We start from the raw sequence: 24,933 nt of genomic DNA, 5'->3' as shown, positions 1-24,933 counted from the left end.
CCGCTCACGGCCGCTGGGTCGCCGCGCGCAGCTTGTCTCGTGCGCCTGCCAGCTGCCGGATGCTCTCTGCGAGGAATAGACCCTCGGATGACGCCTCGGCGGTGGTCGCGGCGCGTTGTCTCAGGACCTCGAGGCGACGCTCGATCGCATCGGCCGTCACGGTGACCTCCTGCTCGGAGAAGGCGATCTCACGGGGCGGTGAAACAGGACGGATCGGCGCGGCTGTGACCGCCAACGGCCGAGCTTCCTTTGCCTCGCCGGAGGCGAACACGCTCCAGAGGTGTGCCTCGGCGTCGAACAGCGTGTCGAAAGCGTGGCTCGTGTTGCTCACGTTCACGACCCACTGCCGCAGATCCCGCTCCATGAAACCCGGCCCGTAAATCCTCCCCGGCGTGTCGCCATCGTCGTCATGTGCCAGGTCCATGCCCGCGGCACGAAGGCCGTCGACTGCGCGCCCCGTCAGGCGCCAAGCGTCGAAGCGTGCGCCCTCCTCGGACGCAGTGAGGTAGCAGCGGGTGGCGATGTCCCACGCAGCATTTACCCGCTCGAGGTCGTCCTCGAAGCGCTCCCGCTCGCCACCCGGGAGCAGAGCATTACCGCGTTCCGCCTCCCATGCCTCAAGCATGAGGATGTTGGTGTCCATGAAATCGTGCGACGCGCAGACATTGTCCGGCGTGGTCCGATTCCGCAGCCTCGTCTCCTGCCATTCCTCTGCGGTCATCTCATAGGCGACCCGCTTGGAGAGGCTGCAGGCAAGCGCCTCGATCGACGCGTGTGTCAGCACAGCGTCGTAGTCGTCGCCCGCGTAGATCACGGTCAGCTCGCCGACTGCGTCGCGCCGGCTGAAGGTGAACCTCGAACTTTCGGGAACGTCACGCTTCGCTGGATCCGCGTAGTCGATCCATATCTGAGCAGCCTCGCCCATCGGGCCGACGCATGGGCCGAAACTCGGCGCTGCCTCATGCCGCCAGCTCATCTCCGACCACGTCGCCGGGATCGGCATCATGGTTGCGAGCGGGTAGTCAGGGAAGAGCCACGGCCATTTCGCGTCGACGGCGCTGGTCGTGTAGCCGTGACTTATCGAGACCATGCTGCTGTCGGTGGCCATACCCCGATATTCGGCGATGCGCTCGGCGTCGCCATCGGCGCCTGCGATCAGCTCGCGCAGCACGTAGGGCCAAATGCCGATACCCACGGACACGTTGAGGAAGCCGTTCCATGTCGTATCGTCGGTATAGCCAGGGAAGGTCGGGCCTTCGCCGAACGACCATAGGACGGGACGCATCAGATGGTGCGAAGGGGGATGCTGGGGGTCGGACAAGGGAGTTGCTCCTGACCGGCTGATTCCGGTGCGCGCTTCCCCGCCCCCTCCCCTCCATGGCCTTGGGCTGCCTGGACGCTCTGGCTATCCGGCGTCGCGCCCCGACAGCGCCATCAGCGGCGTTGCTGCACCGAAGCGCCGGAGCGTTGCCGCCATCTCAGAGCGCAGCTTAGCCTTGCTCGAGACGACGACGTCATGGGGCAGCTGGACCCCGTCCGCGCCGGCATAGCCGGTCGCAGGCCGATCATCGCCGACATAGACCCGGATCAGATGCCCTCGGCCGGGTGCCGCGCCGATATGCCGAGCGGTGAACTCGCCGAGCTTGCCCGTCAGGCCATGGATCAGCTTGCCCCAGCGGATGTGCCCTGCGGCCATGTTCTCGTCCGAGCCGTAACCGCGATCCAGCCACGCCCGTAGGTGAGCGCGCTGCTGCAGCTTGGTGTTTCGTGTCCGCTCCATGGTTCGGCAGAGCGGCAGGGCTCCGGCAACAGCCTCGAGGAGGTGCAGGTCATCCCCCTGCAAAGCGACCAGGACGTCTTCTATATTCCGGCCCATAATCGCCGCTCGGAGCTGGGCGGCCGCATCAGCGTGGCTGACCTGCCGTCGACCGTGTCGCATTGCCTGAGGCAGGAAGCGCTCGATCGTGGCAAAGCCGTCGTTGCTAAGGATGACGATCGCCATCTCGTCTGCGCCTTGTCGCTCACGGATGATCCGCAGGAAGTCCCATTTGGCGCGCTCGGGCGCCTCGAGAGACACATCCTCGTCGCTCAGAATGATGAGGCGGCGCGACCAACGGGCGGGCCGGGCTTCGTCGCCTGGTTTCGGCCAGCTGCTCGGTAGCGGGCGTGCGGTAGCGACCGGCAACGCTGGAGGCGGCATGTTGCTTTGACGCAGCTGGGCGAGGTTGGTCCGTCGCGCTGCGTCGAACAGGTCGGTCCGATCGCCACCACCATCGGTGAAGCCTTGATCGTAGGCCGCGCGGCGGACCTGCAGGGGCACCTCGCTCGGGATGCCGTCGGGATAGCTGTGCGGCCATCCGACATGGGCCGCATACCAACCGTCAGCGTAGCGGTTGGCGACGTCCCAGTCGTAGCCATGATCGTCGCGACCGCGCAGAATGGCGAGATCGCGATCGTTCACCTTGCCCTCGCGCGCCTGGTTCTCGAGGAAGGCGAAGTTTCTCGCCTGGCGCTCGGCCTCGGCTTGCACGCGCATCGCCTCGAAGATGGGTCTGGTGGCGATCACGCGTGCACGGCTGCGAGCCTGGCGGTCGGCAAGGGGTGCATCGTGGGGGAGATCCGGAAAGTCCCGCCACGATGCAGCGAGCGCCTCGGCCTGCTCCGGCGTTCGACCGCGCGCCAACCATGTGCGCGGATCCGCTGAATTGAAATCGTCGACGATCATGACACCCTCCGTGTCGTGGCGCCCGCAGGCGCGACGGATTGGCTCAAGCTGCCGCCCAACGGGCTCGGGCGAGCGCAGCTTCCTCCGGGAAGGCTGACGCGAGATTTGTGTGGAGCACCTCGAAATCCGGGATCGGGAATGTCCCGTCAGGATCTGGGCGTGTCGTCTGCAAGGCGCCGATCAGCAGCTCGGTAACGTCGAGCTGGTGGATCGTGGCAACGCTGCCCTTATAGCTGATGGGCGGCGAAAATCCGGCCTCCAGCCAGCTGCCAAGGCCGTTCTCGACCAGGTCGACATAGGCCCCTACCTGTTCGTCGTCCTCATCGTCGATGCGGAGGGAGAGCGTGCGATAGGTCCCGAAATCGTGGCGGTTGGCGAGAGGCTTCAGGCGGCAACCCGCGGGAGGCTCCCCGAACCGCGCGATGATCGCCAGTTTATAGGCGAAGACCTCGTGGGCGTTGACGGTATCGAAGTCCGGCGTCTGCCCAAGCTGGGCGCAGTCCTCGTTGGCGGGCGCTCCGCCCAGGTCGATGATGTTGGTCATGAGAGGTTCTCCGTTGATCCACCCGGATCAACAGCCCCTCCCCCTCTTAACTTTGGCTCGGGTCGGCCCGTCCCGCTACAAAGGCGGCGATCCCCGCCATGCCGATCAGGAATGAGCTTCCTGACGCCAACCACCACGTCACCGGCCCTTGGTACGCGGCATACAGCGCGAGCGCCGCCACGTTCGTGCCGAGGAAGAATAGCAGGAGGTTCTTGATCGACTTTCCGGCTTGTGCGCTCAAGGGAAGTATAGCTGCGCCGGCAAGCAGGACAGGCAGGCAGCCCCAGATCATGGATTCTGCTGACGCGAACATAGGACTCAGTCTATCGTGCCTCGTCTGTCACCGCTAGAGCGGTCATCTGCGATTGCGATGCTCGGCATAGGCTCGTTGCTGCCCCTTTCCCGCTGCCATCATCAGCGAAATGGCGATGATCTGCGCGGTCAGGGCCTTCAACAATCCGCCGTCATCAAGGATTATCGACATGACGGCGAAAGCCAGTGCGCCGAACGTAGGCGCGAGTACGTGGATCGCGCTGGTCGCCGGCAGCTCGTGACAGAACACGAAATACGCCATGGCGAAGGTCCATAGGAAACAGACTATCAATGTCATCCAGGCGACGTTGCCAAGGTACATAGGGGGCATAACTGCTCCTATCCGCTGGCGCACCGTGAGAAGCCCGCGCACCGGTCATGACAACCGATCGAGCTGTCGATCGATTGCCAGAACAGATGCTGACTTTCTAGCGATCGTCGCCGGGGTGTCGAGCCTCGATGAAGCGAGCCTGTACCTCAAGTCGCTCCCGGCCCAAGGCCTCGCAACCTTCGATCAGACGTTGAACGGAGTCACTGATCCGACCAAGCATGCCGGCGTAGTCCTCATCCAACGCATCGGCTTTCTCGGACGTTGGTGATACCGTCGAACGAGCCTCCCGGTGAGCGAGCCGGACGTCGGGAACGTGTTTCTCTTGGATTCGCTCGAACTCGATGCTGGCCTCGGGCAACACCATATTCTCGGGCATCGACCGGAACTGAGCGCTCAATGCGTTGAAGCGCGCTTCGGCTGCTCGCGCAGCCTCACTCATCGGCAACGTCGGGATACGCTTGGGCTTCTCACCCTCAGCGGTGGTTGAGCTCCTGAACTCGGCGCCGAAATTGCCTGTAATATAGGCCATTACGGCAACGGTGATCCCAACAAAGCACAAGGCGTCCCCAATAGGCCCCTGTATGGTGTCGACGATCCGGTAAAGCTGCTCGAACGGCAGCGACGAATTGCCCTCGGAAAGAGGTTCGCCATCGATCACGACACCGATCATCCACGACGCTGATCTAAGCACGATCACGAACACGAGGATGGTCAAGGCCATGCTTGGCCCGCTCGGTGCTGGTCTCGTGTTGTTGCTGTTCGGATCCATGACCAGATCCTCCTCAGAAACTGCCGTCACGACGGAATCGTCGCGCAGCGGCTTGGGCGGGGCCGTCGCTCTGACCGAGCGTCTTCATCCGGTCCGTTTCCAGCGTCGCGCCGAGATCTCTCGGCAGGTCGGCATAGTCAGCGGCTACCTTGAGGGCCGCAGCCGCGGTTGGGAGCTCGCCGTTGTCGGTGCCCAGCCATGCGACAATCTGGCTTTCGCCTTCGAGCGTCGGATGCGGCCGCGAGACCTGGACGAAGAACGTGCCCAGCGGACGATCCCATCCCACGGCCACCGTGGTGCCGGCGTGACCGGCGAAGGTATGACGGCTCATTGTCTAAGCTCCTTCTCTCAGGCGGCCAGCGTGTTCCACTCAGCGTGCCACGGGCGGGGATGCGGCGCAAAGCGAAGAGCGCCAGGCGTCGGGACTTGGCTGTCCACGCGATCGATCAGCCAGTCGATGTAGTGCAGGCCGATGGCAAGGTCCTCGTCCAGCAGCTCGTCGAGCATGGACGACTGGCGAACCTGTGCGTCAGTCATCATCGACCAGTCGAGGGCGTCGAGGAAGCTCTCTCGCCGCTCAATGAACCGAGCGATGTTTGCAACATCGGCTCGCGCGATGGCGAGGGCATCGTTGATCTGGATCATACGAAGCTCCTCAAGCGGCGATCAGGCTTGGTTCGGAGACGCTCGCCGGGGCGAGCCGAAGGCGCAGCTCGCGCGTCAGGCGCTCGGCAAATCGCGCGGGCCGCAGTAGATCGGCCATGCTGGCATTCCGATTGGTTTGATCCACACCGGGGGCGACGGCGCGATACGATACCTCGCGCCCCTCGAAGCGGCGCCCGACCCGCACCATGACGGCGACCTCGACCGCGGCGAGCAGGACATAACCGGATTCAGAAACCTCGCCTCGGGTCGAGGCGATGGTGTAACTCCCCTCAGCGAGCGCGAGCGCCGATGCGAGATCCCGCATCGCTGCCGTCGCGTCCTCGTGAAATCGCTCTTTGGCGGCTTGGTCGTATTCGACACCGCGGATCGATAGGGCCAGCAGCGCCGGGTAGCGCTTGAGCGACTGCAGCCGCTTATCGCACGCGTGACGGAGTACCGACCGCGACGCTCGATTAGTCGACACGGTCGCCATGTGGCGTGCGAGCAGCACCATTGCGGGATCCGTGTTGGGGTCGACGCCCGCGTTACGGCAATCGTCCAGCGCCTTGGTCATTGCCTGGAGCGTTATGGCGATCGTGGTGAGCGCAGCAGGATCCACCGCCTGTTGGTGGCGATAAGGCACATCGTAAAACATCGACGCCGTCTCCAGTGAGGGTCGAGCGCGACACTTCACGCCCGCCCTCTCACTCCCCCTCTTCTCCCGCGGCCTCGGCTACTTTTGGTTCGTCAGCCCCTCAGGGCTGGGCGTACCGGCAATCGTCAGGACGCGCCCCGCTTAGATCCATTAGCAAGGGTTGGGCCGCTGGAAAGAAGTTGCCGTTTTTCGGAAACATCTTTCCGGTCATCAGGCGGCCTAGCGCTCCGCCGCATGCACATTCCCGCGCCCAATTTCCATCGTAACTGCATGCGATTAGAGGACGAAGATCATCGAGAATTTGTTCGATAAAAGGTCGCACGTCTGCTATCAAAACGAAATGAGCCCGGTTGAGCGATTTCCCGATCTAGGCCCTTGGGCAGGTGTCCTAGCAGATGCCGCATCGGCAGACACCAATCTGAGCCAGTATCTGCTTACTAAGGTTAACCGTTCAGCCCTTTGGTTAGCCTTTCTCTCGGCTACCGGATTAGTAGCTGTTATCTACATTTGGTTCGTTGATACTCGCACAGCAGGTATTTCCTCCTGCATCGGCTCAGCTAGTTCAATATTGGGCATTCTTCACGGCTATAACGGCGTTAAAAGATCCCATCTTGCCGGGAAGATAGCTGGGCATATTCAGAGAGAGGGCAGTTCGGTCAAGCTAGTCCGCCGCTATCGGTTGATGCATCAGGTTTTTCTGGTTTCCTGCTTTGGTTTGCTGACGGGTTTCACGAGCCGTATCATCGGATTGGTGTTTTGAGCAGAGGTTCTCATTACTGCGAGTCTATTACGGCTCAAATGGTTTAGCTTGCAAGCGCCAGCGTAACCGACAAGGACAATCCTACTATTATCCAGCGCGCTGAAAGCTTACCGGTAAGCAAACCCAGCAAAATCCCGATGAGTACGACAACAATCAGGTGCCAAGTATCGACGGCAATGGTCATCGTGCATTCCTCTCAGACGAAACGATAATTTACTCGTGTAAAGGTTGGCCACCACTAGGCGGTGGATCCGAGCCGTACTCCGCAGACCAAGAACTGGGTTTCTGGTGCGGGGTCGACTTGATCGCGATGGATTTATGAGATTTCGTGAGTGAGCTTTCCGGACTTCGGGGCTACGGTGGGCTCTTTCCGTATCCTTAGTTTCCTTCTGGATCCGTTTTATGTGACGCCCCCTACTAGGCGATCACCTCGACGCCGATGGACTTGAAGGTGCTCCCGGTATCGCGGGCTTCGTAGCGGTTCGCGTCCGCCAGCCCCTTCACGCTCGGTCCATCGTATTTGGCAAAGCCGAGATGATCGCATCCCGTGATGCGCTGCCCGACGACCCCGACCTTCCCGGCGGGAACCCAGTCGGCCCAATCGCCCCACGCGGCTTGGACGCCGATCTCGCCAATCGCGGCTTCGAAGAGCGCGATTCTGCGGAGGACGTAGCTGTCACTCGGTTGGAGTACCTGCCCGGTGAAGCCGGAATAGTGCTTGGGCCGCCAGTGACGTGCGGTTTGATGGGCGAGGTCGCGCTCGAGGTCGAACAACGGATCGCGCAACGCGGCGAACTCGGCCTCGAAGGCAAGGACTATCAGCGACCAGTCCACGTCCTCCTCATAGTAGATGCTGTCGAGGCGCAGCGCCTCGGGCATGGCCGCCTGGCGCTCGTCGGACAGAACGAAGCCGCCATGCGAGGCAGTGCTGACCGACCAGATGCCAGGCAGGCGCTGCTCGGCGGTCTGCGGGGCGTCCCATAGGGTATGAACAGGGGCCGGGGTCGAAGCAAAAGTGGGCATGATCGTCTCCTTGATCGATGCTCTCCCCCGCCCCCTTCTCTCTATGCTCCGGTGGCTCCGCGCTTCTGACGCTTCATGGTCGTGAAGCCGCACCTGTGCACAGGTGCACTAACGCACATGTGTGGGCGAGCCTCTGCGTGCTTCGCAGGAGAGGCGCTCTCCGCGTCTCCATTTCGCTGGGTCGATGAAATACCCAGCATGTGCCCCGAGCCGCTGGCGCTCCGCCTTGTCATAGGCGGCGACATAGCGCTGGGCCCGCTCCGGGTCGCCTTTGAGATAACTTGTTGCTGGCACCGCAAGCCCGGCTGCGATCATCGCTTCACCGAGGTCCTGTCCGGCGACTTCGATCGTGCCGATGGGGCGCCCGTAACTCTGTTTGCCGGTCAGCCGGATGGTCGAGGCGCCAGTCTTGAGGAGCTTCGAGGCATAGTCCTGCGCTGCCTTGCCGCAGGGCCAGCACCCCGACGTTGTCCTGCATAACTGACGCTTCTCGAAGGCGTCCGCGCCGAAGAGGCGGATGTCGATCGATACCGTGTCACCATCGATGGCGCGGCCGTCTGCCGAAAGGGTGGTGTTCTGGTCTGCGCGCGGCGCCGCGGCGCTGCAGGCTGTCGCGATCAGAGCAGCGGCGAGGATCAGGCGCATGCGCGCGCCGCGATGCTGTTGTCGCGCTCCGTCACTCGCCACGGCTGCAGTGGATCGTGACTGGCGACCACGATCGCATCGATGCCGTGTTCCATCATTCGCCGCGCGACCCGGAGCGCGTTGCTCTGGCTGCATAGCGCGCGCCGCAGCGCGGAGAGAGGGGCTGTCTCGTTCATAATAGGCTCCATCATGCCGTCATCGTAGCTACCGGCGGTTTCGCGAAGATCGTGGCGTGGATCTTTGTCTGGGGAACGACGATCCAGGGCAGATCGCGGAAATTGCGAATTTGATAGTGGCCGAAGCCGTTCTCTCCCCGAAAGGTGATGCGGCTCCCACGCTTGACGACGATGAACTCGCTGCCGACGTGGTCGTCGCTGAAGGTCAGCGGTTGAGGCAGTCGGATCCGCATGCCGTCTTCAACGCGTCGTGCCCTTCTGCGAAGGCGCGCCAGACAGCGCCTTCGCCAATTCAGCGCATACTCGTTGTTCGTCGGGGGAAGCAGGCGCAGGATTTTCTCAGGGCAATCGTCCGAGCAGGGACCGGCATTCTCGTCCATGTCTTTATAGGCGAAGATGTAGCCGTCCTTCGCATTCGGCGTCCATCGGACCTCACAAATGAGCGCGGTGATGGAGGTGGCGACATCGTTTTCGAGGATTTCGACAGCGGCATACCAGACGCGGTTTCCGACGCATGCGCTGTCGATCACGCGCGCACCGCGCGTACCGCCACCATCGGCGTCGTTGGTGTAGGTGAATTGTGCGTCCAGATACGCTTTGGGGGTGCTGTGGCGACCCATTCCGTCGCGCCTCATAGAAAGCCATCCCATGGCGGGTTCTCCTGTGAGAATGGGTCATGCTGCCAGCTTCGCCGGATGTATGGCCTCAGCCGAAAAGGCGCGAAGATATGCAAAGGCTTGCTCGGCCTTTGTGGCGGCGACGAATATCGCGCTCTTGTCCGCCCGAAGCATACGCAGCCAATCACCGATGTAGTTTGCATGGCTATCGTGTATCTCGGATGGAAGACCAAGATCGCTACACACCATTGCTCCTGTTAGTTCGGCGACCAGCTCTTCGAGCGCGTAAGCCTTGTCACCAAATTTCTTACCGAATGTTCGATCCAAGCGAGACTGATGCCCGGTCCAGTGAGCGTGCTCATGCGCAAAGATAGAGGCATGGGCGTCGGCGGACTTGAAGCTGCCGGCGTGCGGCATCTGAATGAAGTCGAAAGTCGGGCTGAAGAAAGCTCGGTCGCCGCCCCGACGCACTCGCGACGGTATAGCCGAGAAGAAGGCGTCAATGCGATCCTGTCGCGCGGACAACAGCGCAGGGGTCGGTGGGACGGGCCGGGCATAGAAGTAGCTGGGGAGGCCTTCGATCTCGTCGGCATTGAAGACGGTGTACGAGCGCAAGAATCGGATCACCTTGTCGGCCGACAGGCCGAGCAGGTTCGGTTGCGCCTTCTTGCGGAAGGTGGAGCTGTAAACAGAGAACGATGGCTGCGCCTCACGGCGGACGAGTCCGCCAAGCTCCTCGGCCTGACGCGCCGTCATCCAGTAGCGGCTTTTGAAGCCGAGGAAGTCGGCCATCGCCCATAGCCAGATCGAGTTAATTCCGAGGTACGGAGTCCCCTCGTGGCGGAGCGGGCGCCCACCTTCTCCGGTCACCGACCACGGACGCTGCCATGGAACGGTGCCGGCCTCGAGCTTGGCGATGATGGTGTCGGTAATTGCGGCCGCGATGTCGCGAGTGCCTGCGGGCATGGCGCGGCTCCTCGAATGGACGTGAAAAGAAGCTGCCGACGCTGCGGTGAGGCAGCGCCGGCAGCGAGGTTGCCCAGCGGGTGTGCTGTTACTCGGCCGCGACCAGATGGTCGGTCGTGTCGTCGTTCTGATGATCCGGGTGCGGGAGCTCCGCCGTGCTGCTACCGTCGCCGACGTCGGCGGTCTGGTCTTCTCCGATGGGTTCACCGTCCCCGCCGGCGATCAGTGCGCCGAGGTCGTCGTCTTCGCCTTCGCCGTCGCCGATCAGCCCGGCAAGCTCGTCCTGGCCATCGTCCTCGGCCAGCTCGTCCGACGGCTTGTCATTAAACCGCATCGCCGAGGGCACCCAGGCGAGCGCCTTGTCCTTGATCTCGGTTTCGACGATCGCGTCACCGGCGAAGAGTTTCTGACACGACGCCGAGATGTCCGGCTTCTTGCTGCTCGCGTGACGGCTCGTCAGCGCAGGACCGCCGACCTCGTCGAGGAGCGACAACAGTGCGCCCTTGGGAACGCGGTCGAAGAAATTCTCCGACGTGGGGCGCCACCAGCTGGCAACGTCGATCTCGAGGATCGTGGCGAGGCGGTTCTGGAGCGGGATCTGCTGGGTTGCGCCGTAGCCTTCCTTGGCCTCGAACGACGTCGCGACGATCCATGCCATCCAGGCCGCCTTCGTCTCGTCGGCCAGCACTCGGAACGCCTCGAAGCGAGCGACCTTGTTGGTTGCCTCGGTCCAGGTCGCATCCAGACTGTCGTGGACCTCAGCGAGATAATCCCGCGCACGCGAGTTAGGCACGTTATTCGCCAATACCGGATCCTGCGGCAGCGCGGCGCGGATCGTCGTGCCGTTGCCGGTGCCGCGATGGCTCCGCGCTTCGATCATGGCGAAGATCATATAGTCCAGCGCGAGACCGGGGTTCGCCTGCAATGCCGCGCCGAGCACGTCGCGACGCTGGATGGCGAGCTGGTCGAGCAGCACCTGGCTCATCTGCTTGCCGCCGGGGGCGGCGCGGTCGGGCTCGACGATCGCGGTGGTGCTGCCCCGGAAGCTCGATCGTCCAGTGCCCTCCTCGATGCGGAAGGTCGGGGTCTGGATACCACGTGGCGTGATCTCGCCGTCGTCATCGCTGGTCGCGTCACCGTGCTCACCATCAGCCTCGCCAGCGACGTCATCAATCGCATCGGGCTCGACCATCGTGACCGTCAGAGGCGTCTCGCTGTAGAAGGTGTCGTCGAGCACCATCTCGCCCGCGTGCGACAGCGTGAGGAACGTGCCGACACGCGACGCGAGTTCGGGGGGCATCATTCCCGGCCGATTTTCAAGGGCATGCAGTTCCGCAGCGAGCGCGTCGTACTGCTCCTCGATCGCGATGTACGCCTCATCGGCCAGCGTGCCGCTTTCGAGCTGCTCCTGCAGCGGCTCCAGCAACGCCTCGATCTCGACGGCGCGGGCGCCCTGCTCCTCGGTCATCGGCTCGGTCGGCAGGGTCACCGGATAGAGGCCGCGGGCCGCATCGTAGGTGCTGTTCGATGCGACGGGTCGGATCCAAGCGAGGCCGCGCTCGTCGCCGATGCGCTTCGCTTCCGCTTCCATCTTCTCGGCCGCGAGCTTCTGGACGATTTCGGGGTTCGACCAGCGATCGTCACCCTCGCTGAAGAGCTCGCGCTCGATGATACCGCCGGCCGCTTCGTAGGCGTCCGCGCCAACAAGCAACGCGACCGGATCGTTGCTGCGCATGTCGTCGTTGGCGATCATGCGACGGATCATGTCGGCGTTGTAGTAGCTGCTGTTGCCGTAGGTATTCCAGACCTTCAGCTGGCGGTCATGGCTGGCAGTCGAGCCGTATGCCTTGGCCATCTCGAGGCTGATCTTCTCGTCGGCGAGCGCATCGAAGATCGGCTCTGCGAGGTCGGCAAGCCGCAGACGCCCTTCCACGAAGCGGCGGGTCACGCCGAACCGACGGGCGATACCATCGATGTCGCCGCCCTGAGACTGGATGATCTGGAAGCCGCGGCACTCGTCGGCCGGGTTCATCGCGTCGCGCTGGAAATTCTCGACCAGCGAGACTTCGGACAGTTCGCTCTCGGGGCCCGTCATCAGCTTGACCGGCACGTCATAGTCGTCGGCGTTGATCTCACCACGTTCGACCAGGAGCATCAGGCCCCGGTAGCGGCTTTCGCCGGCGACGATGCCGAAGTGACCGCGCGGCTTCTTCAGCGGCGTCACGATAAGGTTCTGGAGGATGCCGCGTGCGGAGATGCTCGCGGCGAAGCTCTCGGCCTTGTCGGCACGACGCTTGCGGACATTGACGTCGGAGGGGACGAGCTTCGACAGCTTGACGGACTGGATCATGGGAAATCACCCTTATTGCTGAGCATCCGACATTCTTGCCGGACACCAGCTCCCTCCCCCCTTCTCTCCTTGGCTCCGGCTGCTTTGGAACGTGACATGTTCCTGGCCCGTTCAGTGTTGCCGCGTGGGCGCTCCGGGCTATGAAGGTGACGTCGCGCCCGCGACCTTCCCCTGACTATCGGGATCCAAGATGAGCGAAGATACGAACCCCGTCGAACTGGCGACCGAGCTGACGATCGCGTGGCTATCGAACCCGAATACACGGACCTCGGCCGACGATGTTCCAGCTTTCCTGAAAGCGATGCACGAAGCGGTCGCGACACTAGGCGCCGGCCCGAATGAGGCGAGCGCCGAGCCTGCTGCCGCTGAATATACGCCGGCTGTGTCGGTGCGGAAGTCGCTGGCGAGCAAGGACCACATCGTCAGCATGATCGATGGAAAGCCGTACAAGACGCTGCGCCGTCATCTTGCGGGTCACGGCTTGACCCCGGATGATTATCGTCAGCGCTACGGGCTGAAGGCCGATTATCCGATGGTCGCGGAAGCCTACAGCGAAGCCCGTCGGGATATGGCCAAGAAGATCGGTCTCGGACGCAAGCCTGGTCAGAAGCCGGGTGCTGCAGCGGCCGAGGCTCCGGTCAGCAAGCCGCGCCGGACCAAGAAGGCTGCGGAAACGGCCGAAGCCTGATTGGGTGGCCGGTCCGCCCGTTATGGGTAGGATCGGCCAACCTTCATGCCGCCTTGAGGAGCTTCTCGAGGATCGTGCTGGCCTCGCCGACCGGTACGAATACGCGCGTCCGATAGGCGATGATTTCCGTGAAGCATCCCAGCGCCTTGAGGTAGGCAAGTTGCTGAGCGGGAGCGCGCTCTATCTCGATCCGCTGCGCACCGTTCACGAAAGAACGGCGGATCGTCATCTCGAAAGGCCGGACCACATCGACGCTGCGGCCCGACAGGACCGAATGTGCGATTGCCTCGACAGGCAGGTCCTCGCTCTTCGCAATCCCAAGCTTGGTGTAGAGCTGGACGACGTGCTGGTCGAACACGAGGCGGCCGAGCCACGAGTTGCCTTGTCCGTCGACGATACGGTTCACCGCGAGATGATCGGACGGGAGTGCCGACCAGATCGGCAGAAGCAGGCCCGTCGCGAGGCGGATTGTCTCGACCTCGGTCTGTCCAGCCAGGTCAGCGACCTCTTCGGCCCACTTGGTCTCGAACGTGGCGCGATCGATCACGTCCCAAGCGGACTCGAGCAGGTCGGACTCGCCGATATATTCACGCCGGCACGGGCGCTGCAGTTCGAGCCGAGGGATCGGCTGCCCCTGTTCGTCCATCCACGGGCGAGCGTGTAGCTGCAACGCGACTTTGCCCGACCGCCCGTTCATGACGAAGGCCGCATCGCCGGCCCACTGCGCCGTCGTGAGGATGCGCTCCAAGGAAATCGGCGTCTTTTTGCGCGCGATCTCGATGGTGAGGAGATGGGACGTCGCGCCCGAAAGCGGGTCGGTGCGAAGCAGCGTATCATCGACCACTGTAGCGGTGTCCGCGGTGATAGTTTCAACGCCAACGTCGAGCGTACCCGCTTCCCGGGCTGCAGCGACACGCGTTTCGACGAGAGACAGGAACTCGTCGAAGATCACGTTCTGCAATCCGATCGGCAGGGCCAGAAGGCGATTGAGCCAGCGCTGGATAGGAGGCAGCTCTTCCTTCAGACACCCGTCGCTGTCGTAGAGCTCAAGCCCGGTGCGCGCGCAGAAGTCGTCAAGAGTCGTGCTGGTCAGCTTACCTTTGTCGAGGAGGTGGAACCACGTAACGAGCGCGTCCTTGGCGTATTCGCTCTCGAGGTTGTCAGCCGGGTCGAAAAGGTTCTGCCCGCCGGTCTGGCGCTGCCCGCGTGTCAGCGCGCCGAGGCTATCGAGCCGTCGTGCGATCGTCGAGGTGAAGCGGAGCTCGCCCTTGCAGTCTGTCGTGACCGGTCGAAATAGCGGGGTCGAGGCTTGATGGGTGCGATGCGTGCGGCCGAGCCCCTGGATCGCTCGATCAGCGCGCCAGCCCGGCTCCAGAAGGAAGTGAACGCGCTGCTCTTGGTTCTTGGCGTCGAGGCTGGCGTGATAGGATCGTCCCGTCCCTCCAGCGTCGGAAAAGACCAGCACGCGCTTGGTGCCGGTCATGAAGGCCGCAGCCTCAACCTGGCTCGACCGAGCTGATCGGGTTTCGACCTTCTGGCGCCCCTCGGAGGTGCAAACGAGCCGTTTGGATCGGCCTGTCACTTCGGCGACGTGGTCGGTGCCGAAGTGCTCGATCAAGGCGTCGAGCGCGGACTTGATCGGCGGAAGCCCGCAGATGTGTTCGAGCATGGCTTCACGGGCGGCGATGGCGTCGGGATTGTAGACGGGGTTGCCAGCCTCGTCTGCCATCGGCCGCGATCGCGCGGTGCCGGTATCGTCGGTATAGGTTTCCATCTGGCGCGTCGGGAACGCGCGCTGCAGATAGTCGGCGATATACTCGGTGGGCGACAGGTCGATCGTGGGATCGGCGCGCTCCTCTGCCGACATCTGGTTGAGCCGGCGATCGAGGATCGCTTCGGCGGTGGTCACCAGCTGAAGCACGACCGATTGCCCAGCCTTCAGGTGCTGTTCCACCGCGGCGATGACCGTCGGGAGTTTCATCGCGAGAAGGACCTGACCGAAGAACCGCTGCTTGCAGGATTCGAGGCGCGACCGGGCGGCCGCTTTTGCGCCGCTGTTGAGCGTCCCGCCTTCGAGGCCGTCGACGACGTTGGTAAACTCGAGCGCCGCCTCCATGTTCTGATGGATCACGCTCCAGGCCTGCGCATAGGTGTCGTAGATCTCGATCTGCAGCGGCGTCAGCTCGTGCTTGAGGACGTCGTATTCGACGCCTGCGAAGCTGAGCGCCCTGGCCGTGTAGAGCCCGAGCGCTTTCAGATCGCGGGCGACGAGCTCCATGGCAGCGATGCCACCTTTCCGGATCTCGGCGATGAACGTCTCGCGACCGGCGAACGCCGTCTCCGGCCCCCACAAGCCAAGCCGGACCGCATAGGCGAGATTGTTCACGTCGGATGCGCCCGTCGCGGACGCGTACAGAACGCGGGCGTCCGGGAGATGGTTCTGCAAAAGGACGCCGCAGATACCCTGCTGCGACCCATCCTTCTTGCCGAGCGCACCCTCGCCGCCCGCTACGCCGCCCATCTCGTGGGCCTCGTCAAACGCGATGACACCGTCGAAATCAGGCCCCGCCCAGTCTAGGATCTGCTGCAGGCGGCTGCTCTCGGTCCGCATCGAGCGCAGCGTCGGATAGGTGACGAACAGGACGCCCTCTTCGAGGCGGATCGCCTCGTCGATCTTCCAGTTAGAGACCGGCTGCACATCGCCCGCCATACCGCCCAGGGCGGACCAATCGCGCCGCGCATCCTCAAGGAGCGGCTCGTTCTTGGTCACCCAGATGTGGCGTCTGCGGCCCTGCAGCCAGCTGTCGAGAATGCACGCGGCCACCTGTCGCCCCTTACCCGCGCCGGTTCCATCGCCGAGGAAGAAGCCCTTCCGGTAGCTGCGGCCGTCCTCGTTCAGGGTGAGGCCAACGCCCTCCTTGTCTGGCTTGAACATCCCCGGGAGCATCTGCGACCATGCGTGTCCAGCATAAATCACGGTTTCGAGCTGCGACGAGGACAGCATCCGTTCCGACACGGTGCGCTCGGGAAGGTGCGGGATATGGGCAGGGACCGGTGCCGGGATCGAGCCCATCGCGACCGATTCTACCAGCGCCGTCGGGTGCTCGCCGGCCGCGTCGAAGACGATGCGGCTCGGACGATAGGGAAGATACACTCCGACCTGGTCTGCGAGCGGTGCCGGAGCTGACAGGGTCGTATAGCCGACCGGCAGAACGGCGTTACGAACCGGCTTGTGGTAGGTGCGTGCCACGGCCGGCTTCGCGGTGCGTGCGGCACCGAAGAGACTTACCGCGGCAGCGGGAGCCCTCGCGCTCCGTGTTTCCGACACCAGCTCGGCTCGGGCAGGCACCTCTACCACGTCGAGGAAGTCGAGGACGGAACGACGCTGGATGACGGTGTGCGACGTACCCCCATCCACCTTGTCGATGACGTAGAGCCGCACCGCGATGTCGGTGCCATGCTTGCGGTAGCAGCTTTCGAGCCGCAGCGACGTGCGGACGGTGCAGCCGGTGAGCACCGCTTCATAGGCAGCTTTCAGTTGCGCGCTCGGCGCGAACCAATCGGGCATGATTGCGACAATCCGACCACCCATCGAAACGCGGCGGATTGCCGCCTGCAGATGGCGGAGTGCCGCGAGATTGTCGGCGCCGCGGCCAATGCTGCGCGAGAACGGCGGGTTCATCAGAACGACGGTAGGCCGTTCCAACGAGGCATGGAGGCTCACGAGCGCAGCCCCATCGTGGCCGGTGATGATGGCATTCGGGAAGACGCTGGCGAGGCGTTCTCGACGGCGCGGATCGATCTCGTTCAGTTGCAGGCCGGCATGATGCGGCACCTGAACCGCAAGCAGCCCATTGCCGGCGCTCGGTTCCAGCACGATGTCGTCCGGTCCGATCGCAGCCATGACCGCTGCGAGCGCGCCGATATCGATCGGCGTCGAAAACTGCTGCAGCTCGATCTGCTCCTCGCTGCGCACGGTTTGCGTCGGGAGCCGTTCCATCAACGCTGCGGCATGCGTCACGCCGGCGATGTCAGCCAGTGGATAGGGCTGCTTGGCGACGTGCAGCGCCAAAGCGTGTTCCAGCATCTCGAAGCTGTCGCGCTGGGTCCAACGGCCCTCCGCGTCGGTGCCTCCGAACGCAGCCGTCATGGCGTTGTTGAGCGCGCGCCGCGTGATCGGCTCGCCAGACGCCAGTGCGAGCGCGATCGTGAGCGCGGCCGGTCGGTCGGTGACAGGCGGCAAGTCGAGGAGGTCGGACATGGAAGGCTCCCTTGGTCATGCTGCCATTCCGGCAGCTCACCGCCTCCCTCCCCCTCCCCTCTCTTTCGCCTCGAGCACCTCCGCCCAATCCTTGTAGGGCGCCGGCGGAAAGTCCGGCACGACGGTCAGGGTGTCGGACGCATATTGTTCGATGCTGCGCGCCACAGCGCGTCGCCCAGCGAGATCGCGATCCGCAGCCAGGATCAGCCGGGTGACCGACGATGGAATGGCCAGAAGGTCGAGCCGTCGTGACCCGAACGAAGACCAACAGGGCAGGCCACGCAGTCGCGACCATGCTTGGGCACTCTCGAAACCCTCTGCGAGCCCTATCGTCGAGGCCAGACCACCGCCACGCCACGCGCCATTGCCGAGGGTCCCGAGCGTCTGCTTCTCGGTGTAGGCGCTCGTTGCGGGATCGATGAAAATCCTCTGGAAAGCGACCAGGCGGTCAGCTTCGCGAACGGCGACGAGCAGTGCTGGCTTGAACACGGTGAGCGGCTTCGGCCCGAGTGGGCAGCGCGGGTGAAAGCGAATGTCGGTCGGCAGCGGTAGCAGGAAGCGCGACGCGAGATAGCGCTCCGCGCAGGTTCCTGGCACGCCACGAGCCTCATTCCATAATCGCTCGATATTGGCGGTGCCGCCTGCGCGGGTCACCTTGGGTGGCTCATAGCGCTGGCCTAGCGGTATGCGGTCGAGCTCGCGTAGGATGTCGGCAGGGTCGCAACCCGCAAAGCAGGTCACAAGGATGCCTCGATCGCCTTGTCGGAGTGACAGGCTTGGCGTCTTGTCCGTATGCGCTGGGCAGCGGCACGTCGCGACGTTCCGGTGCCAGGTTCCCCCGAGCGCGCCGACGAGGTCGACCAGCTTCTGTGACGGACGATTGGCGATCAGGGTCATGCCGGATCCCCCTCGCGTCGCATCGTCTTCGTCAGGCGCGCGATCACATACTCAGCGTCCCGCGCGGCGAAATAGCTGTCGATCGCGTCGTCGTCGTGGAGGGGGACGACATCGGCGTTCGGTTCGGACCGGCTCCGTACATAAGCCGCTAGGGCCGTGCGGGCCGATCGTTCGCTGGGATGGACGTGGGTTTGATCGCGACCGTCGTCGTCGCGGATGAAGAGCAGGAAGCGTTCCATGGCGAGCGGACCTCGTACCTGGCCGCCTGTACCGGCGAACCATTACCGAAAGGGAATGTCGGGCCACCCGAGCAGCCCATCCTTTCTCCCCCCCCTCCGCTCTTCCTCTACCCCCGTTAAATCAGGGCTGATTTCGTATCCGTCCCGTTTACCCAGCGCTAAGCCCAGCCAAGTAGGGTGCTCTAGGAACTAGAATCGATCCGTGCTTGTTTGTCGACGCACGGCCTTAAAAAGAGGTGTGGATGTCTCAGTTTTCGCCAGTCGAGATCGCGAACTGGGTCGCCATCTATCTGGCGGCAGGTATCTGCTGCGGAATCGCCATGGTCATGTCAGTGTCGGTGACGCTTCATGAGATGTGGCAGGCCAAGGTCTGGCAAGATGCCCGCACGATCCGCGGCGCGGCGCTGCTACTGCCAAAGACATGGTGGCGCTGGCAGAAGCTCTACCTACTCTCCACGCCCGTTACACTTGGCATAGTCTGTTACTTCGCCGCGACGATGAACTGGGGTTGATCCTGTTCCGGGAAGCGAAAAACCGGAAGCGAGAAGTATAAAGTCGGAAATAGGATTTGATCCTAAGTGCCTGCAATCATTTAGGGTCAGGACCCATTGATGTGAGCGTCGCGATCTGATTCAGGCTCCGCAAGGAGACCGGGATGAGTGACCTGTTTTGGCTGACGGATGAGCAGATCGAGCGGCTGCGGCCGTTCTTTCCCAAGAGCCACGGGAGGCCGAGGGTAGACGATCGGCGGGTGCTGAGTGGCATCGTATTCGTCAATCGCAATGGGCTGCGCTGGCGAGATGCGCCCAGCGCCTATGGGCCACACAAGACGCTGTACAATCGGTGGAAGCGTTGGGGCGAGGCCGGTGTGTTCACGCGAATGATGGAAGGTCTGGCTGCAGCTGGCGCCGAGCCGCAGACGGTCATGATCGACGCAACCTACCTCAAGGCTCACCGCACGGCATCGAGCCTGCGGGTTAAAAAGGGGATCTCGGCCGCCTGATCGGCCGCACCAAAGGCGGCATGAACACCAAGCTTCACGCCATCGCCGATGCGAACGGGCGCCCCTTGAGCTTCTTCATGACCGCGGGCCAGGTCAGCGACTACACCGGTGCGGCAGCGCTGCTCGATGACATGCCGAAGGCGCAGTGGCTGCTTGGTGATCGCGGCTACGACGCCGACTGGTTCAGGGATGCCCTCCAGGCCAAAGGCATCCAGCCCTGTATCCCAGGCCGCAGGTCGCGCAACGAACCGGTCCGGTACGACAAGCGCCGCTACCGGCGTCGCAGCCGCATCGAGATCATGTTCGGCCGCCTCAAGGACTGGCGCCGGGTCGCCACCCGCTACGACCGCTGCCCCACCGCCTTCTTCTCCGCAATCGCTCTCGCTGCCACCGTCATCTTCTGGCTGTGATCAACGAGTCCTGACCCTAGCGATCGAACAGGGCTTTCAGAGCCTCATCGCCTCGGCGATCTGGATGCCCGCGGCATCGTCTTCGATATCGCTTGGACGTAATGTGAGCAGATCCCCCAGGTGGCGCATGCGCGGGTGGGTCACCGCCTTTGCGGCGAGATAATCGTCGTTGTCGAACCCCATCGCTTCCACAACGAGCGTGCGCAGCTCCCCGGTTTCGCGCGATCTCCCCTCGAGGACGAAGTCCGGACGACATGGGCCATCTGGTGTCATGGTATCGAAGAGCGGCTTTCCGATCGCCAGATCAATGGACTGCGAACGTAGAAGCCGTTGAGCTTCCAAGATCCGCTTGAGGGTTTTCCGCTCGAAATCCGACTCCACCGGGACGAACAGTCGGCCATTGTAGATCGGCTGTGCGTACCCCCGCAGCGGCGCATACCCATGGGCCTCCGGGTACTCGCCGGCGACAACCAGCACGAGGAACGGGCCGCTGATCCTGTTGCCCCGCACCGATGGTGACTGAACCCGGTTAGCGATTTCCACGGGGGGACCGTCGGGCACGTAGATTTTGTGCCCTTGGATCGCCGTCGCATAGAGCAGGACGAAGCCTTGCGGCGCGTGCGCCTTTGGCCAGTTTTCCGCGAGGCGTCGCAGCGTTGCATACACGACCTTGGCCTCGAGCGGCCGGGCGTGCGTCCAGATGGCGCGGCCCAACTCGATGCCGGGAGCAATCTCGATCTTTCCCGCCGCGCCGAGGATCGCGGCAAAGGCCTCCTTGATCGACCACTCCGGACCTGCGCCGATCGGCGGGACGCTGTTGGAGCCGGCCGTGTCCATTAGCCGCCATAGAAGGCGAGCAAGACGCGGCGTCGACGCGTTTCGCGTGCGATCGTCGTTGCTGTCTTCTTCCGGTCGTTGTGAGAGCTTCTCCGGGGCGGGCCTGAGCACCTCGAAAAAGCCAGCGGGCGGGTCGGTGGGCGTGTTGTGGGACCGGATCTCAGTGATCCGGTTGGTCACCTGGTCGCGGAAGAACGGGCAGTCTGCGCGATGCTCGGGACGTTTTTCGCTGGTCAGGCGTCGAAGATAGTAGGTTTCCGCCTCGGACAGGAACGCGGGTGTGAGGATCGGAGGGGCCGCCTCCGCTCCAAGGCAATTGCACGCGATCCAGCGGTGACCGATGCGCGCGTTTTGAACGAGCGTGATGCCGGCCTGCTCGTCGTGGAAGGTGCCCTCGCCCACGTACCAGCGTACCAGCGCCTCCCGCAGCGGTTGCGGAAGCTTGATGCGATTTGGGCCTTTTCCGTCAGTGTCTCGATGGATCAACCACATGCTCGAAGAGCCTTTGGGCGACGTTTCTTGACCAGTTTCGCCCTCGGCCCCCGTCTTGACAAGGGCAAATCTCTTGATCTCCACTCTTCTGAACAGGGGATCGAGGAGGTTTTTGTGCGGAAGTTTTACGCCGGTGTGGCGATCGCGAGCGTGGCGCTGGCCACATCTGCTTCGGCCGCGCCTGAAAAGCGCGGCAAGGTTCGGCGCGTTGAGCTGATCTCGATGACCACCGCGTCGGCGCTGCCAATGGCGGAGGGGGATGGCGGATCCGCCGATGACCTCCCAGCACCTGACCTCCCGCCCGAGTTCAAGGTGCACGATCTAAGCCGCCGCTACGTCGAGTTTCGGATGAAGCAAGAGCTCGCGTCGATCGTCCCCGAGGTCAGCGTTTCCGACAGCCTGCCTCCGACTGTAGCGGCGACGTCGTCCATCAGCGTGCCCGATTGGATGAAACCGGGCGTCGGATCGTTTACGGCGCCAGCCTTCGTTCCCGGCTGTGCTCCGCTCGCGTATCGGCCGTCAGGGTTTCTCTCGCGCGAGGCCGAAAGTCGGCGGGCCATTTACTATGGCATGATGAGCTCGATCGCCTGCGAACACGGCATTCCAACTGGGCTCTTCGACGCGATGATAATTCGCGAGAGCCGCTACAATCCAACTGCACTATCGCCGAAAAACGCCTTCGGCTTCGCGCAGCTGATGCCCGGCACTGCGATGGGGCTCGGCGTGAACCGGTTCGATCCCTACCAGAACATGCGTGGTGGTGCCCGATACCTCCGCCAGCAGCTCGATAAGTTCGGCCGCGTGCAGCTCGCGCTCGCTGCCTATAATGCCGGTCCTGGCCGAGTGCGCGGGGGTCTCGTTCCCCGGATCACCGAAACGCAGGCATATGTGACCGACATCATCGCCAATTGGTCGAGATTGACCGCAGCGCCTGGGTCACAAGCACTTCGGTCGACCTTGCCACAACCTGCCTATCGCTCGGTCGCACTCGCGCAATTCTGACCTCTCAGCCTTCGCGCCCTCCCGATGATCGACGCCAGAAAACGCATGCTCCTCTCGGGAGCAATGCGACGGCGTAGCCGGCGCTCCAACAGTGCGTCTTTGGGTCGTGGTCGAGATGCGCGTTGTGGTTCCGTTGCTCTCGCCGTCAGGCGCGAACGCCTTGGCCGGCTAGGCCAAGTCTTTCTGCGCTAATCATATATGAATCTAGGAGCGGTTGCGGGTCAGGTTGGCACTCGCTCTCTTTGGCATCGATCGCAGCGCCGAGACGCGCGAGAACCTTGCCGAGTTGGCCGTCGACCGTCGCCAACGCATATTCCCGACGCGACAGTGAGCTGAGCATCGCGGCCGTCTGCTCGATCCGCTCGGCTTCTTGCTGAACGACGTCCGCGGGCAAAGGAGCCGGGCGCAGCCAGCGCGGAAGGTGAGCCTCGATCCAAGCCGGCATGAGCATGCGGTACGCATTGCTGGTTTGCTTATAGCGTGGTCCAACGCCGTCGATCTCGACGCGTTTGAAGCGACGCTGGGCAAGAACGAAGCCGAGCTCGGTCAGAAGCGCGAGTGCACGGATGACGGTGCGGCGGCCAATACCGACAGTCTCGGCCAGATACTCGAGGGTGGGGTACACACGGCCTGCTTGGACTCGCGCGATCCGGAGCAACGCCTCGAGGACCGCCAGCGTGTTACGGCTGAAGCGCAAGATAGCGGCCTCCCGCGGAGTCGGCTCTCGTTCTTCGTGCGCGATCTTTGCGCGCAGGTTCGCCCGTCCTGCGCTGAGCGCCGCAGCGCGCTTGTAGATCCGGTCGGTCTCACCTTTGCCGGGACGCGAAAAGAAGGCGTCTTCGAACGTACCAGCCTCGATGCTGTCGCGCCGCACGGGCGCTCCAGTGCGGTGGGTTGCGCCAGATCGCGACGGCTTCCGCTTGAAGCGGGCACCGCCGAGCACGGCCAGAGCCGCCTCTGCCATTGTTATTGCAGCCAATTTCCTGCCCTCAGATTGGGCCGGGACCGGGGCATAACTCGTCCGTGGCGCGAAGCGCGCAACCCTTGAACCGAAGCTCAGAAACCAGTATATCTTGAGCGTACAACGGCTCTTTCGATGCTTGCCGGCATCGGACATAGCGGTCTCAGGGTGCCCGGCCTCGTGCCGGGCATTCGTTTATGTGGTCACAGCCATTCCCAATTTTTCTAGGTCGCGGACTGCGACCCAGGCGGCCGCATAGTGGCGCACGACAGCCATTCGCGAAACACGCGTGATTCGTGCTTTCGACAACATTAGGCGACTAATGTTCGTGCTTTTGAAAACACGTAGGCGGCCCCGTCCCGCGCCACGGGACAACAATTCGTGCTTTTGGAAACGCGAGGAGTTGGTGGCGCCGTGTTTGGAGTCGGCTTTCGTCGAATCGGAAACGTCTATGACGAGAGGCGCTTCACCGTGCTCTCTGGAATGATTTTGACGAGGTATTCGCGGACTGTTCGCCCGGCTGCCGTCACCGTTCCGAGACCTTGATCCTCGATCTCAAATCGAAAGCCAGGGATCGGGTCCTCTTTGATGGTTTTCGTAAGTGCGAATTTGAATTGGCGCGAGGATCCCTGGTAGCCCATCTGCAGCCGCAGATCCTCAAGCGAAATCGTAGTCTGGCCGTCAACGCACAGCGATCGCGCAACCTCATAGAGTCGACGTTCGACCGGGCCGAGCTGGAAGTAGGTGGATGCGTATTCGAGGACCTGGCGGTCGACCATGATAGCCCGATACAGCCAGTCACAGAGGCGAATCTTGACCGCCTTCAGGCGCTTCACGCCACCTTCGCCCTTGCTGTATTGGAGCTTGGCCTCTTGTAGCCACGAGAAAAAGCCCTCCTCGCCTTCCCCGCCTGCTTCGATGTTGGTCTTGATCTGTGTGCCTTGAAGTCGCTCAAGAGCCTCAGACAATCTTGTGTAGGACCTAGCCGACTTGTTGACGCCGGTGACGCTGAAAAGGTCGTTCGCACTGAAGCTGAACTCCTGCCCAATGGCCTTCCCTGCCTCTACCTTGGAAACCATTAGGCTGGCGATATAGAGCAGGATTTCCTTGTCGTAGATCGTGGCCACCCCTTTTGGTCCTGGCCCGATTTCGATCGAGATGTCGCCCTTTTTATAGGTAAGCGGTTGCATCCAGGCCTTCTTCGCCAACGCGAAGAACGGCCATGCCATGAGTGACCGCTCTCCGCGGACTGGTCCGTGGAGAGGACTGTCGAGCAGAAAAAGCTCGCCCTGTTCTTGCTCCGCCATTGTCAACTTACCTTCATGTGTCTCGGCATCCGCCGAGGAGAGCGGATCGGGTTCAGCGGGGATCCCCAGTGACCTCGACGCTCTCGTGTTTTTGATAATTCGCTTCCGGCGCTCTCGCGTTTTTGAAAGCACGAAAATCCGGCCGCTGGCGTTTCCGAAAGCACGAAATTCGACCCCAAAACCGGCTTTCTAGGCCCTGTTTCTGCCGATTTTGGACAGGTCCAGGCCGCCCGGCCGCTCTTCTTCGTGCTTTTGAAAACGCGAGAGGCTGTGTCGGTGTAGCGGTCGGTAAGGGGGGTCTGGATTACGGAAGCGTAA

The 24,933-nt window shown here is 63.0% G+C and carries 27 protein-coding genes; 5 read left to right on the top strand and 22 right to left on the bottom strand.

What is annotated here, in order from left to right:
* Positions 1-4: 4 nt before the first annotated feature.
* From MF607_RS14955 to MF607_RS14915, 9 genes are all read right to left on the bottom strand, one after another.
* On the bottom strand, positions 5-1,321 hold the full coding sequence (locus MF607_RS14955; protein ID WP_242120207.1) for a hypothetical protein: 1,317 nt from the start codon (positions 1,319-1,321) through the stop codon (positions 5-7).
* Between the two features lie 84 nt (positions 1,322-1,405).
* Entirely contained in the window at positions 1,406-2,725 is a 1,320-nt protein-coding gene (locus MF607_RS14950) for a hypothetical protein (protein WP_242120205.1), read from the bottom strand.
* Between the two features lie 43 nt (positions 2,726-2,768).
* A complete protein-coding gene (locus MF607_RS14945; protein WP_242120203.1) occupies positions 2,769-3,269 on the bottom strand; it encodes a hypothetical protein in 501 nt (166 codons plus the stop codon).
* Between the two features lie 46 nt (positions 3,270-3,315).
* Complete coding sequence (locus MF607_RS14940) at positions 3,316-3,582, bottom strand: hypothetical protein (protein WP_156442285.1); 267 nt, start codon at positions 3,580-3,582, stop codon at positions 3,316-3,318.
* A gap of 42 nt (positions 3,583-3,624) precedes the next feature.
* A complete protein-coding gene (locus tag MF607_RS14935) occupies positions 3,625-3,843 on the bottom strand; it encodes a hypothetical protein (RefSeq protein WP_242120201.1) in 219 nt (72 codons plus the stop codon).
* Between the two features lie 166 nt (positions 3,844-4,009).
* Positions 4,010-4,633 (bottom strand): hypothetical protein, encoded by a 624-nt coding sequence (locus MF607_RS14930; RefSeq protein WP_242120199.1) that lies wholly within the window; start codon positions 4,631-4,633, stop codon positions 4,010-4,012.
* 61 nt (positions 4,634-4,694) lie between these two features.
* Positions 4,695-5,012: a hypothetical protein gene (locus MF607_RS14925; RefSeq protein WP_242120197.1), complete on the bottom strand. Its 318-nt coding sequence runs from the start codon at positions 5,010-5,012 to the stop codon at positions 4,695-4,697.
* 17 nt (positions 5,013-5,029) lie between these two features.
* Positions 5,030-5,326, bottom strand: a complete 297-nt coding sequence (locus tag MF607_RS14920) for a hypothetical protein (RefSeq protein WP_242120195.1) — start codon at positions 5,324-5,326, stop codon at positions 5,030-5,032.
* A gap of 10 nt (positions 5,327-5,336) precedes the next feature.
* Positions 5,337-5,981: a hypothetical protein gene (locus tag MF607_RS14915; RefSeq protein WP_242120193.1), complete on the bottom strand. Its 645-nt coding sequence runs from the start codon at positions 5,979-5,981 to the stop codon at positions 5,337-5,339.
* A gap of 340 nt (positions 5,982-6,321) precedes the next feature.
* Between MF607_RS14915 and MF607_RS14910 the strand changes: the two genes are divergently transcribed.
* Positions 6,322-6,741 carry a hypothetical protein gene (locus tag MF607_RS14910; RefSeq protein WP_242120191.1) on the top strand — a complete coding sequence of 140 codons (420 nt, stop codon included), beginning with the start codon at positions 6,322-6,324 and terminating at the stop codon, positions 6,739-6,741.
* A gap of 43 nt (positions 6,742-6,784) precedes the next feature.
* Here the strand turns inward: MF607_RS14910 and MF607_RS14905 are convergent, their stop codons facing one another.
* The 7 genes from MF607_RS14905 to MF607_RS14875 all read right to left on the bottom strand — a co-directional run bounded on the left by MF607_RS14905 (position 6,785) and on the right by MF607_RS14875 (position 12,518).
* Positions 6,785-6,925 (bottom strand): hypothetical protein, encoded by a 141-nt coding sequence (locus MF607_RS14905; RefSeq protein ID WP_242120189.1) that lies wholly within the window; start codon positions 6,923-6,925, stop codon positions 6,785-6,787.
* Positions 6,926-7,158: 233 nt separating this feature from the next.
* A complete protein-coding gene (locus tag MF607_RS14900) occupies positions 7,159-7,764 on the bottom strand; it encodes a DUF7007 domain-containing protein (protein ID WP_242120187.1) in 606 nt (201 codons plus the stop codon).
* 108 nt (positions 7,765-7,872) lie between these two features.
* The gene (locus MF607_RS14895) at positions 7,873-8,409 is read right to left on the bottom strand and encodes a thermonuclease family protein (RefSeq protein WP_242120185.1); all 537 of its coding nucleotides are present in this window, start codon (positions 8,407-8,409) and stop codon (positions 7,873-7,875) included.
* Positions 8,400-8,585 (bottom strand): hypothetical protein, encoded by a 186-nt coding sequence (locus MF607_RS14890; RefSeq protein ID WP_242120183.1) that lies wholly within the window; start codon positions 8,583-8,585, stop codon positions 8,400-8,402. The genes MF607_RS14895 and MF607_RS14890 overlap by 10 nt, the downstream gene beginning before the upstream one ends.
* 11 nt (positions 8,586-8,596) lie before the next feature.
* Positions 8,597-9,235 carry a DUF6927 domain-containing protein gene (locus MF607_RS14885; protein WP_242120181.1) on the bottom strand — a complete coding sequence of 213 codons (639 nt, stop codon included), beginning with the start codon at positions 9,233-9,235 and terminating at the stop codon, positions 8,597-8,599.
* 24 nt (positions 9,236-9,259) lie between these two features.
* Complete coding sequence (locus tag MF607_RS14880; RefSeq protein WP_242120179.1) at positions 9,260-10,168, bottom strand: ArdC family protein; 909 nt, start codon at positions 10,166-10,168, stop codon at positions 9,260-9,262.
* Positions 10,169-10,256: 88 nt separating this feature from the next.
* Entirely contained in the window at positions 10,257-12,518 is a 2,262-nt protein-coding gene (locus tag MF607_RS14875) for a ParB/RepB/Spo0J family partition protein (RefSeq protein WP_242120177.1), read from the bottom strand.
* Positions 12,519-12,708: 190 nt separating this feature from the next.
* Between MF607_RS14875 and MF607_RS14870 the strand changes: the two genes are divergently transcribed.
* Positions 12,709-13,206: a Ros/MucR family transcriptional regulator gene (locus MF607_RS14870; protein WP_242120175.1), complete on the top strand. Its 498-nt coding sequence runs from the start codon at positions 12,709-12,711 to the stop codon at positions 13,204-13,206.
* A gap of 43 nt (positions 13,207-13,249) precedes the next feature.
* On the opposite strand, the gene MF607_RS14865 is transcribed toward MF607_RS14870, so the two are convergent.
* From MF607_RS14865 to MF607_RS14855, 3 genes are read right to left on the bottom strand one after another with little or no spacing between them, the layout of a single operon-like run.
* Entirely contained in the window at positions 13,250-17,467 is a 4,218-nt protein-coding gene (locus MF607_RS14865; RefSeq protein ID WP_242120173.1) for a strawberry notch-like NTP hydrolase domain-containing protein, read from the bottom strand.
* A gap of 36 nt (positions 17,468-17,503) precedes the next feature.
* Positions 17,504-18,364, bottom strand: coding sequence for a DUF7146 domain-containing protein (locus MF607_RS14860; RefSeq protein ID WP_066773332.1), 861 nt, complete (start codon positions 18,362-18,364; stop codon positions 17,504-17,506).
* On the bottom strand, positions 18,361-18,603 hold the full coding sequence (locus MF607_RS14855) for a hypothetical protein (protein WP_242120171.1): 243 nt from the start codon (positions 18,601-18,603) through the stop codon (positions 18,361-18,363). The genes MF607_RS14860 and MF607_RS14855 overlap by 4 nt, the downstream gene beginning before the upstream one ends.
* A 242-nt stretch (positions 18,604-18,845) precedes the next feature.
* On the opposite strand from MF607_RS14855, the gene MF607_RS14850 reads away from it, so the two are divergent.
* Together MF607_RS14850 and MF607_RS14845 are read left to right on the top strand one after the other, a co-directional pair.
* On the top strand, positions 18,846-19,115 hold the full coding sequence (locus MF607_RS14850; protein ID WP_066773327.1) for a hypothetical protein: 270 nt from the start codon (positions 18,846-18,848) through the stop codon (positions 19,113-19,115).
* A 143-nt stretch (positions 19,116-19,258) separates the two neighbouring features.
* Positions 19,259-20,016, top strand: a protein-coding gene (locus tag MF607_RS14845; protein WP_148291698.1) for an IS5 family transposase whose coding sequence is annotated in 2 segments (ribosomal slippage) — positions 19,259-19,592 and positions 19,592-20,016 — 759 coding nt in all. Because the reading frame shifts where the segments join, the coding sequence is not laid out codon by codon here.
* Positions 20,017-20,052: 36 nt separating this feature from the next.
* On the opposite strand, the gene MF607_RS14840 is transcribed toward MF607_RS14845, so the two are convergent.
* A complete protein-coding gene (locus MF607_RS14840; RefSeq protein ID WP_242120169.1) occupies positions 20,053-21,345 on the bottom strand; it encodes a DUF8535 domain-containing protein in 1,293 nt (430 codons plus the stop codon).
* 27 nt (positions 21,346-21,372) lie between these two features.
* On the opposite strand from MF607_RS14840, the gene MF607_RS14835 reads away from it, so the two are divergent.
* Positions 21,373-22,347: a lytic transglycosylase domain-containing protein gene (locus MF607_RS14835; RefSeq protein WP_242120167.1), complete on the top strand. Its 975-nt coding sequence runs from the start codon at positions 21,373-21,375 to the stop codon at positions 22,345-22,347.
* A gap of 145 nt (positions 22,348-22,492) precedes the next feature.
* Here MF607_RS14835 and MF607_RS14830 read toward each other — a convergent pair whose 3' ends face one another.
* Both MF607_RS14830 and MF607_RS14825 read right to left on the bottom strand, forming a co-directional pair.
* Entirely contained in the window at positions 22,493-23,221 is a 729-nt protein-coding gene (locus MF607_RS14830) for a helix-turn-helix domain-containing protein (protein ID WP_242120165.1), read from the bottom strand.
* Positions 23,222-23,757: 536 nt separating this feature from the next.
* Positions 23,758-24,615, bottom strand: coding sequence for a replication initiator protein A (locus MF607_RS14825; protein ID WP_242120163.1), 858 nt, complete (start codon positions 24,613-24,615; stop codon positions 23,758-23,760).
* Positions 24,616-24,933 lie beyond the last annotated feature (318 nt).

It is taken from the genome of Sphingomonas lacusdianchii, assembly GCF_022664395.1.
Taxonomy (GTDB): Bacteria; Pseudomonadota; Alphaproteobacteria; order Sphingomonadales; family Sphingomonadaceae; genus Sphingomonas; species Sphingomonas lacusdianchii.
The sequence above is the reverse complement of the archived record's forward strand: the minus strand, read 5'-3'. Positions and strand labels throughout refer to the sequence as shown.

Coding starts and splice junctions, on each gene's coding strand:
- MF607_RS14880 (WP_242120179.1), bottom strand. CDS start 10,168: ATGCCCGCAGGCACTCGCGACATCGCGGCCGCAATTACCGACACCATC.
- MF607_RS14860 (WP_066773332.1), bottom strand. CDS start 18,364: ATGACCCTGATCGCCAATCGTCCGTCACAGAAGCTGGTCGACCTCGTC.
- MF607_RS14920 (WP_242120195.1), bottom strand. CDS start 5,326: ATGATCCAGATCAACGATGCCCTCGCCATCGCGCGAGCCGATGTTGCA.
- MF607_RS14875 (WP_242120177.1), bottom strand. CDS start 12,518: ATGATCCAGTCCGTCAAGCTGTCGAAGCTCGTCCCCTCCGACGTCAAT.
- MF607_RS14905 (WP_242120189.1), bottom strand. CDS start 6,925: ATGACCATTGCCGTCGATACTTGGCACCTGATTGTTGTCGTACTCATC.
- MF607_RS14950 (WP_242120205.1), bottom strand. CDS start 2,725: ATGATCGTCGACGATTTCAATTCAGCGGATCCGCGCACATGGTTGGCG.
- MF607_RS14915 (WP_242120193.1), bottom strand. CDS start 5,981: ATGTTTTACGATGTGCCTTATCGCCACCAACAGGCGGTGGATCCTGCT.
- MF607_RS14890 (WP_242120183.1), bottom strand. CDS start 8,585: ATGAACGAGACAGCCCCTCTCTCCGCGCTGCGGCGCGCGCTATGCAGC.
- MF607_RS14940 (WP_156442285.1), bottom strand. CDS start 3,582: ATGTTCGCGTCAGCAGAATCCATGATCTGGGGCTGCCTGCCTGTCCTG.
- MF607_RS14945 (WP_242120203.1), bottom strand. CDS start 3,269: ATGACCAACATCATCGACCTGGGCGGAGCGCCCGCCAACGAGGACTGC.
- MF607_RS14840 (WP_242120169.1), bottom strand. CDS start 21,345: ATGTGGTTGATCCATCGAGACACTGACGGAAAAGGCCCAAATCGCATC.
- MF607_RS14900 (WP_242120187.1), bottom strand. CDS start 7,764: ATGCCCACTTTTGCTTCGACCCCGGCCCCTGTTCATACCCTATGGGAC.
- MF607_RS14870 (WP_242120175.1), top strand. CDS start 12,709: ATGAGCGAAGATACGAACCCCGTCGAACTGGCGACCGAGCTGACGATC.
- MF607_RS14865 (WP_242120173.1), bottom strand. CDS start 17,467: ATGTCCGACCTCCTCGACTTGCCGCCTGTCACCGACCGACCGGCCGCG.
- MF607_RS14850 (WP_066773327.1), top strand. CDS start 18,846: ATGTCTCAGTTTTCGCCAGTCGAGATCGCGAACTGGGTCGCCATCTAT.
- MF607_RS14825 (WP_242120163.1), bottom strand. CDS start 24,615: ATGGCGGAGCAAGAACAGGGCGAGCTTTTTCTGCTCGACAGTCCTCTC.
- MF607_RS14910 (WP_242120191.1), top strand. CDS start 6,322: ATGAGCCCGGTTGAGCGATTTCCCGATCTAGGCCCTTGGGCAGGTGTC.
- MF607_RS14925 (WP_242120197.1), bottom strand. CDS start 5,012: ATGAGCCGTCATACCTTCGCCGGTCACGCCGGCACCACGGTGGCCGTG.
- MF607_RS14885 (WP_242120181.1), bottom strand. CDS start 9,235: ATGGGATGGCTTTCTATGAGGCGCGACGGAATGGGTCGCCACAGCACC.
- MF607_RS14935 (WP_242120201.1), bottom strand. CDS start 3,843: ATGGCGTATTTCGTGTTCTGTCACGAGCTGCCGGCGACCAGCGCGATC.
- MF607_RS14895 (WP_242120185.1), bottom strand. CDS start 8,409: ATGCGCCTGATCCTCGCCGCTGCTCTGATCGCGACAGCCTGCAGCGCC.
- MF607_RS14855 (WP_242120171.1), bottom strand. CDS start 18,603: ATGGAACGCTTCCTGCTCTTCATCCGCGACGACGACGGTCGCGATCAA.
- MF607_RS14930 (WP_242120199.1), bottom strand. CDS start 4,633: ATGGCCTTGACCATCCTCGTGTTCGTGATCGTGCTTAGATCAGCGTCG.